Here is a 12271-nt window from a genome sequence, read left to right as displayed (position 1 = left end):
CACACCCCCCGGAGCCGTTTTTCATCCCTGGCACTCCCGCAGTCTCTCAACTGCACTTTTCCCCTGGATGCTGCAATGGTACAGGATCAAAGGAACGCAGATACACACCAGGATTACCAGTAAATAAACTCCCAGCACCGGAATGAACGGAAAATAGAATTCCACATCCATGTAATTCACAGACTGGTAGATCACATATGTGACTCCAATGCCCACTGTGGAGGATAAAAGCAGAGAACTTCCGGCAAATAAAAGCCCCTCCTGCACAAGCATTTTTTTCATCTGCCATTCTGTCATTCCAATGCTTTCAAGAACAGCAAGTTCTCCCAGCCGGTTCTGTATATTACTGCACACTGTGTTTACATAATTCATAATTCCGATGAGAGCCAGAATCAAGACAATACCAAGTCCGAATTCCATCATATTCCCCTGGGATTCTTTTATACGTTTCATACTTTCTATCTTGGAACTGCTCTCAATATCCGTCCTGTAAGGACTTTCTTCCGCAATGCTCATAGCCTGTGCCTCCGCAGACTCGTCATATTCCTCCTGGTACAAGATTCCCAGCTTCTGAATATATGCCTCCGGATTCAGACGGTGCAGAAATTGTTGGCTGACAATAATCACAGGAGCAAGACCGGCGTAAGGTGAATAATACCTCTCATCTGTTATTCCTCCTATAGGAAGCGTAACACTGCCCTCCTCCCCTGTCTTTTTCAGATAGAAGGTCAGTGTCTTTCCCTCAATATCCTTGTCTGTAAGGGAAAGGTCATTTCTGTAGAGAATACACACTTCCCCTGCCAGAAAGGCCTCTTTGTCCACTGGCTGAGATAGCGTTTCCTTTAGCCGGTCAAACAGGATTTCATCTATCCCTGTGATATAGGAATAAAATTTGTCGGGGTTCTTCTTATATTCGTCCCTTGCCTCCGCATAGGGGTAATCCATCCAGGCAGCATATTCCTCCCGCATCCAGGTCTCCGCAAAATCTGGTTCCCAGGGCACTGTAATTTCATCCAGATACAGAGGATAAATCTCCCTTATCCCCTTACTCTCTTCCAGATCGGTTATAAAATTCTTATCAAAGATCTGCCTGTACTGGCTCCCGTCTTCTTTGCCCAGAGTATCATTGCTCAATTCCAGATCAAAATCCATGAAATTAGACACCATGGTTCTGGCCCCCTGACTCTGGATAATCGTAATTACACAGATAAATATGGATATACTCAGTGTCAGGGAAAAAATTACAATTCCAGACCTTTTTCTGTCTTTCAGAAGATTGGTCCTGGCCATCCTTCCCGCAATGCTTCCCTTCCCGGTCCTTCGTTTTTTCCTGCTGCCTCCGGGCGCTGTATATCTCACCGCCTCAACCGGTGATATGCGCCCTGCAATTTTCGCCGGTTTTCTGCTGCCAAAGTAAATAGTAAGACAGCTCACCAGAACAGCAGCGGCATACACCAGAGGATGAAAGGATACGGAAACGGCTCCGCCCCGGATCCCAATTGTCTTTACAATACCAGGAATTATGATAAACGCCGTTCCGCTGCCCACTGCCAGCCCCAGCATAATTCCAGTTCCCCCCAGGAGAAACATCTGGCGGTAAAGCATCCTGCGGATCTGCCTCTCTGTCATACCCACAGTTTGAAGCAGCCCATAATACCGGATATTGTTAGTGACTGAAAGGTAAAGAATATTATACACCAGAAGATAGCTGCAGACACAGGTTACAAATACCAGACCCAGGATCCCCAGGAATACAGACAGGGAATGCTCTGTGATTCCTGTATAGAAAAGTCTCTGCTGTTTCCCCAGATTCAGTTCCGCACGGAAGGTATCCAGCTGTTTATCCGTAAAAAGAGCACGGGAAAAGCTCAAATACATGACTCCCGCTGTGACATCCGACGGCTTGTGTCCCGTAGTCCTATAGAACTTTTCGGATACATATGCGGCAGTCTCCCCACTGTAATCCTCATAGATACCGCTGATAATAAATTCCTTCTTATGCTTTCCGTTTTTATCTCCATATGTGAGAGTGAGGCGGTCGCCGATCCTTCCATTTTCTGAGCCACATTCTTTTAACGCTCCCATGGATATCATTAGCTCATTCTCCAGTTTGGGATACTCCCCCTTTATCCACTTAAGAGCCGGCCTTTTCTGTACGTCCCAGTAAGTCCCGTCGCTCCATATAAAAGTAGTGTGAAGGCTGTCATCCACTCCATTGCTCTCTGCACTGGCACATTTAACAGTCAGCCCTGCCTCTTCAATCCTGCTGTCGTTTCTGCATTTTTCAATCTGTTCCCCGCTGGGTGCCATAAGCACCGCATCGTGGACTCCCCCGTACATTCGGATTGTCTGGTCCCTCTGGGCTTTAAAGTATGTAATTCCCACTGTCAGCACTGTGATAAGCATAAAGGCAGACAGGGCTATGGAGGCGATGAGGATACTATTTCTCCTGGTATTGCCCTGCATGCTTCGTTTTGCCATTTTGCGGATAATTCTTTGATTATTATTTTCCAGCACTCCCGTCACCCCCTGTCAGCAATTCTGCCGTCTTCTATCCGCAGAATTCGGTCTGCAAGCTGTGCGATATCACTGTCATGGGTGATCACCACAAGAGTTTGATGGAATTGCGTGGCGGCCGCCTTCAGAAGCCCCAGTACGTCGTGGCTGGTCTGGCTGTCCAGATTGCCGGTGGGTTCATCTGCCAGCACGATGGCAGGCTTGGTGGATAGAGCTCTTGCTATGGCAACTCTCTGCTGCTGCCCTCCCGATAAGGTGTTGGGGAGTACCTCCCTTTTTTCTTCCAGTCCCAGGACGCCCATGAGAGTATCCATAAATTCTCGGTCAATATGCCCTCCGTCCAGTTCAATGGGAAGTGTAATATTCTCATATACATTCAGATCCGGCACCAGATTATAGCTCTGGAATACAAACCCCACCTTCCTTCTCCGGAATATAGTAAGCTGCTCCCGGTTCATCCGGCTCAGATCTCTGCCTCCCACCAGAACCCTGCCTTCAGTGGGCGTATCCAGGCCCCCCAGCATATGGAGAAGGGTGGACTTGCCGCTTCCGGACTTTCCGACAATAGCGGCAAATTCCCCCTTCTCTATAGTGAGATCCACGCCGTCCAGCGCCTTCACAACATTGGTTCCCATATCATAATACTTCTTCAGTTTTATGGTTTTTACAACTTCCTCTGACATTGGTTTCAACTCCCTTTCCTTTGATAGACCCAGCTTATCAAAGAAATATCTCAAACTTATCTCATCCGGCTATTCTCTCAATTCTGTGATTTTCCCGGCAGATAGATATGAAATCGGCTTCCCTTTCCTATCTCTGACCGGACTTCGATATACCCTTTCTGTCTGGTGATAATCTCTCTGGCCAGATACAGACCTAACCCGACCCCCTCCTGCCCGCGGACCTCAGGCTCCCGGTAAAATCTTCCAAAGATTTTGCACCGGCGGCTCTCTTCAATCCCCTTGCCCGTGTCCCGGATGGTAATATGAGTGTAGAATTCCTGTTCCTTCACTAAGACATCTATCTTCCCTCCCGGTTCAGTATACTTTACCCCGTTGTCCAAAATATTATATAGTGCTTCTTCCGTCCACCTGGGATCGTGATAAATAAACAGATTCTCCGGACAGTCAACAGATATCTGAATGTCTTTGCGGTCTGCCCTGGGCAGCACGCTTCCAAGGGCTCTGCCCAGGGTGTCATAAAAGAGGGCATCCTCCTGGCGGATCTTCAGAATTCCTGTCTCTAACCGAGACATTTTTACCAGACTTTGTATCAGAAAATCCAGCTTATCCGCCTGTTCTTTTATCTGTACAAGAAACTCTACTTCTGTATTTCTGTCTGTACTCTTCTCCCCCAGCATCTCCGCATACATTTTGATATTGGAAACCGGTGTCCTGGTCTGGTGGGAAATGTCTGATACCAGCTCCTGCATTCTCTTTCTCTCCTTCAGGCTGCTCTGTGCATAATAATTCTGTATCTCATAAAGCTGCTTCAGCTTTGTCTGAAGCTTAGAAAGCTGGCTCTCTTCCGTCTCATCAAACTCCAGGTCCTCCCTCCCCTGGATCATATAATCCAGACTTTTTTCCATAGAATCCGTAAACCTCCAGATATCCCTTTTTATGCACCAGGTATAGGCGGCCCAGATGCCCAGGCTCCCCAGATACCCCAGAGCAGCCAGCAGCCTTGCCGTCTTTCCGGGAACCACATACAGTACTCCCATAAAGGTGATGGCCCCCACGGCAAACCCGGACCATTTTAAAAGTCTTTTCCTTTTTTCCGATTTATCCTTTGTCACTCCTGTTCTCCTGTCCACTGATAGCCCATCCCATAGGCGGTAGCAATGTACTTGTGCCTCCCGTCCTCAATCTTTCCCCGCAGCCGGTTCACATTAACGGCCAGAGCATGCTTGTCCACGAACTGTCCGTTGCTGTCCCAGATCCGTTCCAGCAGGATCTTATGGGTGAGCACCTGGCCTTTGTTGTCAATAAAAACGCGCAGCAGTTTATACTCAGTGGGTGTAAAAAATACCTCTTTTCCCTTCACTGCTGCCCTGAACCTGGTAAAATCTATCCAAAGATACCCATCCTCATAAATATCTTCAACTTTTCCACCTTTTGTTCTATTTAAAACTGCTGCCGCTTTTTTCTTCAGCAAAACCATACTGAATGGCTTTGTCACATAATCGTCGGCCCCCAGGTCATAGCCCTTTACTGCGTCCTCCTCCAGATCCCTGGCTGTAAGGAAAATAATGGGTGCCCTCCGTACCCCCATAGCCCAGCGGCAGAACTCAAACCCATCTCCGTCGGGAAGATTAACATCTAAAATCACAAGATCAAATACCTGGGATAAAAAGAGTGCTTTTCCCTCCTCTGCGGAATATGCTCCCTCCACCTGGCAGCCCTCCTGGCCGAATCCATACTGCAGGCCCCGGTTCAGAGCTCTGTCGTCTTCTATAATTAAAATGCGGTCCATCTCCCACACTCCTTCTTTTTTATCTATTATAAGTGTTTGGGACATAAACCGCAATTTTAGAAATATCACAAGATCGAGATACTATGCTCTAATAAACTTCCTTTTTTCTGTAGACCAGATATACCGCCGGCAGCAAAACGGCTGTCATTCCCAGATACAGCAAAGGCAGAATCTGGCAGAGATTGACTACCTTTCCTCCTATAGTATACACCGTAAACAATCTCAGAAGAGTAGTCCCCTGCATCAGCTGATGGGGAAGAAGTCCCAGGATGTCTTCTGCCAGTCCGCCGGTAACGTACTGTCCCACAACTGCCGGAGCCATAATCAGCAAAAAGCTTGTCACTATAGGAAGAATGGAGGAGCCTGTCACTGCAGAGATCCATGCGGTAAGAATACTCATAAAAAGGCATATGATATAACCGCAGACAATGCAAAAGATATAGGCTTCCAGATTGGTAGTATTATACAGACTTTTCCAGAATCCATTGGCCTGAATCATGCACCCGGCGCCGTCTGTTCCGAAAACAGCCAGCAGTATTCCGCTGGATACAAGAACTGCCGCCCAGTAGACCGCTGTAGCGATTGTTAGGACTGCCCCTATCTTGACCTTTATTCCCCGGGAACGGCCATAGCAGCTGGAATAGAACACGCCGGAGGCCCCTGTCTGGTATTCCCAGGGAAATACAGATGCCACAAGAATACACACAACAATTGCGGCTCCCATGATAACCACCATCATAAACTCTATGGTTTTGCTCCATCCTGTCTGGTATCTGTATTCCAGAGGAACTTCCATTTTCTCAAACTGGTGTATGTAATATGCTTTTTCCTTATCGCTGAAGCTGCTGCTATACTCCCCATACAGCCACTCCCTCAGATGGTCTGTCCGATTGGCATAAAATTGCTGTGCATCTTCGGGACTCAAACGGTCTGCCATATAATAATCATTTTCCTGAAAACTGCAGAAGGACTGGTTAATCAACCCTCTGATGTCTTGGAACCCCTGCGTTTTCGCATACCCTATATTGCTCAATCCTCCCTCCCCCAGGGCATATTCGGGGTCGGACGTGATACGGGCATTGGCCTCAAGCACCCGGGCAATCTTTTCCTCTGTGACAGGGCCTTCCCACTCCTTTTTCACTTCCTTCAAATTGTGGATGGCATGGATGCCCCGTTCCTCTTCTCCCTGAGGATTTACCCAGACCTCACTTCTAATATAAAAGGCACCCAGCATCCAGATAAGGTAGACGCAGAATACTGCCAGTGTCACTTTCGTGCTGAGCCTGCCGGTTACCTTTTTCAGCTCATACTTGTACATGTTCCTCACCTGCTTTCTCTCCGAAATAGTATAAAAATGCATCCTCCAGGCTCAGAGGGCTCTGTACAGCCTGAGGACAGGGCCGTACCTCTGATAAGATCCGTAGTCTTGCCCCTTCTGCCTCTATTTTCAGATTGGATACACGATAGCGCTCTCTATAGATTTCTGCCTCCCGTTTCTCCATCACACACTCCCATGCTTTTACTCTTCGTGAGATGCCCTCTATCAGTTCTGCGGGAGAACCGGAATCAACAATCTGTCCCTCCCCCATAAAAAGGATCTCGTTGGCGATGGATTCTACGTCAGAAACTATATGTGTGGACAGCAGGATAATGCCTTCCTCTGCCAGTTCGCTGATCAAATTCCGGAACCGGATCCTCTCTTTGGGATCCAGGCCGGAAGTAGGTTCATCCAGAATCAGAAGCCTGGGGCGGTTCAGCATGGCCTGCGCTATGCCCAGGCGGCGTTTCATTCCTCCGGAAAACTTTTTTATCTTCTTCTTTCTGACATTTGCCAGCCCCACCTGGTGAAGCAAGTCGTCAATCCTTCTTTTTGCTGCCGCAGGTTTCATACCTTTGAGTGCAGATATATATCTGAGATAATCCTCTGGGGTAAATTCAGGATAATAACCAAAATCCTGGGGAAGATACCCAATCACTCTGCGGTACTCTTCTCCCAGGGAAAAGATATCCCTGCCGCCCCAAAGGATCGTTCCGCCTGAGGGATTCAGCAGAGTGCAGATCATTCGCATCAGTGTCGTCTTTCCTGCCCCGTTTACCCCCAAAAGCCCGTATACTCCCCGCTCCATGGTAAAGGACACCTGATTTACAGCCTTCATATCTTTAAACTCTTTCGTCAGATTTTTTATTTGTAATTCCATAGCCACTCTCCTTCACAATACCGCGCGGTAACGCTTACCGCCCGCACTATCACATAAACCAGAAAAATCAATGAAACCGCAACCAGCAGAAGCCACACCGGCAGAGCAATGGCCCGGTACAGCTTTTCCATAATGACAACCCGGTACCAGAGAAAGGACCATATGGTACAGAGGCCTACAGCCATCAGCTGGGAATTCATTTTCACACTGCACAGGACTGTAAAGCAGATACAGCAGGTCACATTAAACGGCACAAGGAAATTAATCACCGCTTCATAAAGGGAAATTCTTATAGTTGCAGCCGTAAAGATAAAAAATATACTTGCCAGCACAAGCTCTGTCATTCCTATGAGCAGCACCCTTGCTATATAAACCTTCTTCAGTCCGAAATACGTAGCATTTTCTATCTCTATGGTTCTGGTTCTCAGATTCTTCCAAAGCTCCGGAATCAGTGTCATGCCCAGAAGAGGAACCCATACACTGAAGCCGCTGTACGGCAGCGCCCCATGTTTCTGCCAGTACAGAGTCAGCCACAGCAAAAAGTAGATACCGATCTGCAGCACCCACATGCTTTTATTGATAAACCGGAGCTGAACTGCTAAAAACTCTGCCGGAGTTATGCTCTGTTCTTCCGCATGCCGGTAAAACGCCTGTTTTGACAGAAGAATCGTCTCCTCTATTTTTTCTGCCCGGACCTCCGGTCCTTCCGGCTGTCGGGCTGTCACATGGTCCCTCTTTTTTCCCTCTTTCATCACAGTTCCTCCTCTCCCAAAATCTCCCTCAGGCGTTCTTTAGCAGCCTTTATTCTATATTTCACCAGAGGAAGTCCGATTTCTTGTATCTTCGCAATTTCCTTTAGCTTTAGATCCTGATAGTAGTGCAGTATAAGGACATCCCTCATCTCTTCCGGCAGCTGACGCAGGGCCTGTTCTAGGACGAGGGAGTCAATTACTCTGTCTAAGGGCCACACAGACTGTTCCGGGACAGATTCTAGAGGCTCCTCCTTCCTTTTTCTGTATGTGTTTTTGCATAAATTTCCTGCAATTACGTAGAGATAATTTTTAGCCTTTCCGTAATGCCGGTAGTCTGGGAAAGAACGGAAAAACCGTTCAAATGTATCCTGGGTAATATCCTCTGCCTTACTCTGGTCATTCACATGGAAAAAGGAATATTTGAGAATAGCTGGATAATATTTTTTCACAAACTCATCTATAGCCGATTCATCACCGGATTTCATTTTCTGCAGAAGAAAAAAGTCCTGATCCAATACTGCACCTCCTTTCAGGATTCTTTTAGAAAGCGCTCTCTATTAGGTATAACACCATAGGAGTAAAAAAAGATAGGATACTAATGAATTTATATGTTTCTTATGTTACAATCAATTTATCATGCCGATTCCGGGACCGCAAGCAGCGCCCTGTATACAAAGAAAAAAGAAAGGATTTGAAGTTCTATGTTATGGCCTATTATTATACTGTTCGCTATACTCTCTGCTGTTCTGCTCTCAGGAAAAGGGGGATTTTTAATAGCAGGATACAATACATCAAGTGCCAGAGAGAAGGCAAAATATGACGAGAAAAAGCTCTGCCGTGTTACCGGGACAGGGACAGCTCTCATTACCGTTCTGCTTTTGCTCTCAGCTTTGGAGCGATTTGGACATTCGCGTATGTTTCCTATCATTTTGGGCGTGGGAATTCCTGTCATAATCATTGGAATGCTCATTGCCATGAATACCATATGCAAGAACAAATCCCCTGTCTCCGTGCCTCCCAAACCCAGAGATCTAAAAAAAGAAAAGCGCTCTAAGGCGCTTATTCTGGGATTTATTGCAGTCACTTTTCTGCTGGTGGGTATAACTATGTTTACCGGTTCACTTACCATTACCCTGGATAACAGCGGAATCTCCCTCCATACGTCCGGGTGGGAGGATAAGGAAATCCTGTACAGCGATATACAGTCTATTGAATACACGGATCAGCTGACACCGGGGCGGAGAGTATTCGGGCTGGGAAATTACGTGCTGCGTGCCGGGGACTTTAAAAACGACCGGTTCGGCAAGTATGTGCTCTATTCCTATAACCGGTGTAAAGAATATATCATTGTGGAAACGCCGGAAGGGACGGTTGTATTCAACGGCAAAGACAGTGAAAAAACAAAAGAAGTGTATCAGGAAATCCTTGACAGGGTCCCTATCCTGGCAAATTAAGAATATTTGGATTGATATTTGAAAGAGTATCTCATTAGTGCAGGCCGTGACTGATATCTGTCACGGCCTGCACTAATGGGAACAATCAATTTTCCGATAGCCCTTTATATTAAGTTATAAAGGTCTTCACTTTTTCTTCAATACCCCTGGCATCCAGGCCGTACTTTTTCAGAAGTTCCAATGCCGGCCCGGACTCTCCGAAGGTATCCTGAATCCCAATCCGCTTCACTGGAAGAGGATGTTTTTCTCCAAGGCACTCCATAACCGCGCTGCCAAGGCCGCCTATGACAGAGTGCTCTTCAACGGTTACTACCTTGCCTGTCCTGCAGGCTTCCCTCAGAATCAACTCTTCGTCCAGAGGCTTTATGGTATGTATATTTACTACTGACACACGAATGCCCTGCTTTTCCAGCCGATCTGCTGCATCCAGTGAATACGATACACAAAGTCCCGTGGCAAATATGGTTACATCGCTGCCCTCCCTGAGAACCCTTCCTCTGCCCAGCTCAAACCGATATTCCGGTGCGTCATTAATGGCGGGAACCGGCAGTCTTCCAAACCGGAGATATACGGGACCTCTGTGCAGATACGCAGCCCTTACCGCTGCCCTGGCCTCCACATCATCAGAGGGATTAATTACCGTCATACCTGGTATCACTCTCATAAGAGCAATATCTTCACAGCACTGGTGAGTGGCTCCGTCTTCCCCTACGGAAATGCCTCCGTGGGTAGCGCCGATCTTTACATTCAGCCCGGGATATCCAATCATATTGCGCACCTGTTCATAGGCCCTTCCCGCGGCAAACATGGCAAACGTACTGGCAAAGGGAACTTTACCCACAGCGGCCATCCCAGCGGCAATGCCCATCATATTGCACTCAGCAATACCGCAGTCTATATGACGCAGAGGGAACTCTTTTTTAAAAATCCCTGTCTTCGTGGCGGCAGCCAGATCTGCGTCCAGCACCACCAGATCGGAAAACTCCACGCCCAGCTCCGCCAGTGCTCTTCCATAGCTTTCCCTTGTTGCCGTCATTTTTTCTTTATTCATTTCCGCTATCAGTCCTTTCCAGCTCTTCCATTGCCCTTTCATATTCCTCCCTGTCTGGGGCTTTCCCATGCCAGGAAGCCTGGCCTTCCATAAAGGATACACCTTTCCCCTTCACTGTCCTGGCAATAATAGCTGTAGGTTTTCCCCCGGACTTTCGTGCCCTTTCAAAGGCCTCCTTCATCTCTTCAAAGTTATGTCCGTCTATTTCTTCCACATTGAAGTTAAAAGCCCTGAATTTATCGGCAATCGGATATGGACTGCAGACTTCCTCAAGAGTCCCGTCTATCTGCAGGTTATTGTTATCCACGATTACGCACAGATTATCCAGCCGGTTGGCCCCTGCAAACATAGCCGCTTCCCATATCTGGCCCTCCTGCAGTTCACCGTCACCGTAAAGGGCATATACACGGTATCCTTTTCGATCTAGTTTTCCTGCCAGAGCCATTCCTGCTGCCGCAGAGGCCCCCTGTCCAAGGGAACCGCAGGACATATCAACCCCCGGAATATGCTTCATATCCGGGTGCCCCTGGAGATAGAACCCCAGTTGCCTCAGGTTCTTAAGAGCTTCCACCGGAAAATATCCTCTGTGGGCCAGGGCCGCGTACAATCCCGGAGCCACATGCCCCTTTGACAGTACAAAACGATCCCGTTCTTCCCAGTCAGGTCTTCTGGGCTCCAGATTCATCTCCTCGAAGTAGAGATATGTAAAGAGATCTGCAGCTGAGAGGGAGCCCCCCGGATGGCCGGATTTCGCATAATAAACTGCTGTCAAAATACTCTTTCTGATTTGTGCCGCCTGTTTTTTCAGATATCTGCTGTCCATAGCCCCTCCTTTATTTGCCCAGCATCTCCTTTGCTGAACGGTAGATCCCTTCTGCGTCGTAGCCATAATAGGCATATACCTCTTCCGGGGAACCCTGGATGAAAAAGCAGTCCGGCACGCCCAGCCTCTTTACCTGGACTCTGGTTTCCGGATCCTCACTGCCTTCTACAACCTCGCAAACTGCAGATCCCATACCTCCGCTGATAACATGATCCTCAACTGTGATAATGCCTCTTGTCTCTCTGGCTGCTTTCAGTATAATGTCCTTATCTATGGGCTTTATGGTATGCAGATCAATGACTCTGGCATCAATTTCTTCCTTCGCAAGCTTTTCGGCTGCCTTAACACACTGGTACACGCCGTTTCCGCAGCCGATAAGGGTAATATCTGCCCCGTCTTTGTAGAGGATTCCCTTTCCTATCTCAAAATCATCCAGTTCCTCTGGCTTATACACCAGAGGCTCCTCTCCCCGGGCGCATCTGACATACATTGGTTTCCCGTATTCCACAGCCTTTTCCATGAGTTTTTCAATTACAACGGCATCTGTGGGGGCGACAATGGTCATTTCCGGCATTGCCCGCATATAGGCGATGTCCATAATTGCAGCATGTGTGGGTCCGGCCTCCGCTGTGACGCCGCAGTGGGTTCCGATGTAAGTTACCGGTGCCCTGTTATAGGCGCCATCCAGATAGACGAATTCCACGGAACGCATACTTAAAAACGGTCCGAATGCCTGACAGAATACCTTTTTTCCGGAAAGAGCCAGTCCCCCGGCAATTCCGCAGGCATTCTGCTCCGCAATTCCGCAGTCTAAAAACCGATCACCAAAGGATTTACCAAACTTATCCTGCATACTGCCCTCAGGAGAACAGTCACAATTTACCAGGACAATACTCTGATCCTTTTCAGCTAATTCATATATTTTTTTGATAAAAGCAGTGCGTGATGAGCCAACTGCTTCTTCTCCGCTCATTTCCCATGTTACTTTTGCCATACTATCACCT

At 47.7% G+C, this 12271-nt stretch carries 12 protein-coding genes; 1 reads left to right on the top strand and 11 read right to left on the bottom strand.

From position 1 onward, the window contains the following. Nucleotides 1–21: 21 nt before the first annotated feature. From ACGHCT_RS02600 to ACGHCT_RS02565, 8 genes are all read right to left on the bottom strand, one after another. Nucleotides 22–2517 (bottom strand): ABC transporter permease, encoded by a 2496-nt coding sequence (locus ACGHCT_RS02600; RefSeq protein ID WP_390438034.1) that lies wholly within the window; start codon nucleotides 2515–2517, stop codon nucleotides 22–24. A 5-nt stretch (nucleotides 2518–2522) separates the two neighbouring features. Continuing rightward, nucleotides 2523–3200, bottom strand: coding sequence for an ABC transporter ATP-binding protein (locus ACGHCT_RS02595; protein ID WP_390438031.1), 678 nt, complete (start codon nucleotides 3198–3200; stop codon nucleotides 2523–2525). A 77-nt stretch (nucleotides 3201–3277) separates the two neighbouring features. After that, entirely contained in the window at nucleotides 3278–4312 is a 1035-nt protein-coding gene (locus ACGHCT_RS02590) for a sensor histidine kinase (protein WP_390438029.1), read from the bottom strand. After that, on the bottom strand, nucleotides 4309–4989 hold the full coding sequence (locus ACGHCT_RS02585) for a response regulator transcription factor (protein WP_390438027.1): 681 nt from the start codon (nucleotides 4987–4989) through the stop codon (nucleotides 4309–4311). Before ACGHCT_RS02585 ends, ACGHCT_RS02590 begins: the two co-directional genes overlap by 4 nt. 88 nt (nucleotides 4990–5077) lie before the next feature. Beyond that, nucleotides 5078–6307, bottom strand: a complete 1230-nt coding sequence (locus ACGHCT_RS02580; RefSeq protein ID WP_390438025.1) for a hypothetical protein — start codon at nucleotides 6305–6307, stop codon at nucleotides 5078–5080. Next, entirely contained in the window at nucleotides 6294–7187 is an 894-nt protein-coding gene (locus tag ACGHCT_RS02575) for an ABC transporter ATP-binding protein (RefSeq protein WP_154257032.1), read from the bottom strand. Before ACGHCT_RS02575 ends, ACGHCT_RS02580 begins: the two co-directional genes overlap by 14 nt. Continuing rightward, nucleotides 7172–7939 carry a hypothetical protein gene (locus ACGHCT_RS02570; RefSeq protein ID WP_154257033.1) on the bottom strand — a complete coding sequence of 256 codons (768 nt, stop codon included), beginning with the start codon at nucleotides 7937–7939 and terminating at the stop codon, nucleotides 7172–7174. Before ACGHCT_RS02570 ends, ACGHCT_RS02575 begins: the two co-directional genes overlap by 16 nt. Continuing rightward, nucleotides 7939–8454: an RNA polymerase sigma factor gene (locus tag ACGHCT_RS02565; protein ID WP_154257034.1), complete on the bottom strand. Its 516-nt coding sequence runs from the start codon at nucleotides 8452–8454 to the stop codon at nucleotides 7939–7941. The genes ACGHCT_RS02570 and ACGHCT_RS02565 overlap by 1 nt, the downstream gene beginning before the upstream one ends. Before the next feature lie 186 nt (nucleotides 8455–8640). Here ACGHCT_RS02565 and ACGHCT_RS02560 point away from each other — a divergent pair, with 186 nt between their 5' ends. Beyond that, nucleotides 8641–9393, top strand: coding sequence for a DUF3784 domain-containing protein (locus ACGHCT_RS02560; RefSeq protein ID WP_390438021.1), 753 nt, complete (start codon nucleotides 8641–8643; stop codon nucleotides 9391–9393). A gap of 109 nt (nucleotides 9394–9502) precedes the next feature. On the opposite strand, the gene ACGHCT_RS02555 is transcribed toward ACGHCT_RS02560, so the two are convergent. Genes ACGHCT_RS02555 through ACGHCT_RS02545 form a run of 3 tightly spaced genes read right to left on the bottom strand, consistent with a single transcriptional unit; the run spans nucleotide 9503 to nucleotide 12261 of the window. Next, nucleotides 9503–10486 (bottom strand): transketolase family protein, encoded by a 984-nt coding sequence (locus tag ACGHCT_RS02555; RefSeq protein ID WP_390438019.1) that lies wholly within the window; start codon nucleotides 10484–10486, stop codon nucleotides 9503–9505. After that, entirely contained in the window at nucleotides 10437–11267 is an 831-nt protein-coding gene (locus ACGHCT_RS02550; protein ID WP_390438017.1) for a transketolase, read from the bottom strand. Before ACGHCT_RS02550 ends, ACGHCT_RS02555 begins: the two co-directional genes overlap by 50 nt. Before the next feature lie 10 nt (nucleotides 11268–11277). Further along, nucleotides 11278–12261: a transketolase family protein gene (locus ACGHCT_RS02545; protein WP_390438015.1), complete on the bottom strand. Its 984-nt coding sequence runs from the start codon at nucleotides 12259–12261 to the stop codon at nucleotides 11278–11280. Nucleotides 12262–12271 lie beyond the last annotated feature (10 nt).

Source organism: Lactonifactor longoviformis (assembly GCF_042848515.1).
Taxonomy (GTDB): Bacteria; Bacillota; Clostridia; order Lachnospirales; family Lachnospiraceae; genus Lactonifactor; species Lactonifactor longoviformis.
Note: the sequence above shows the minus strand (reverse complement) of the source record. Positions and strands in the feature narration are given on the sequence as shown.

Excerpts from the sequence above, each read along its gene's own strand:
- ACGHCT_RS02595 (WP_390438031.1), bottom strand. The coding sequence starts at position 3,200 with ATGTCAGAGGAAGTTGTAAAAACCATAAAACTGAAGAAGTATTATGAT.
- ACGHCT_RS02585 (WP_390438027.1), bottom strand. The coding sequence starts at position 4,989 with ATGGACCGCATTTTAATTATAGAAGACGACAGAGCTCTGAACCGGGGC.
- ACGHCT_RS02580 (WP_390438025.1), bottom strand. The coding sequence starts at position 6,307 with ATGTACAAGTATGAGCTGAAAAAGGTAACCGGCAGGCTCAGCACGAAA.
- ACGHCT_RS02575 (WP_154257032.1), bottom strand. The coding sequence starts at position 7,187 with ATGGAATTACAAATAAAAAATCTGACGAAAGAGTTTAAAGATATGAAG.
- ACGHCT_RS02570 (WP_154257033.1), bottom strand. The coding sequence starts at position 7,939 with ATGAAAGAGGGAAAAAAGAGGGACCATGTGACAGCCCGACAGCCGGAA.
- ACGHCT_RS02560 (WP_390438021.1), top strand. The coding sequence starts at position 8,641 with ATGTTATGGCCTATTATTATACTGTTCGCTATACTCTCTGCTGTTCTG.
- ACGHCT_RS02555 (WP_390438019.1), bottom strand. The coding sequence starts at position 10,486 with ATGAAAGGGCAATGGAAGAGCTGGAAAGGACTGATAGCGGAAATGAAT.
- ACGHCT_RS02550 (WP_390438017.1), bottom strand. The coding sequence starts at position 11,267 with ATGGACAGCAGATATCTGAAAAAACAGGCGGCACAAATCAGAAAGAGT.
- ACGHCT_RS02545 (WP_390438015.1), bottom strand. The coding sequence starts at position 12,261 with ATGGCAAAAGTAACATGGGAAATGAGCGGAGAAGAAGCAGTTGGCTCA.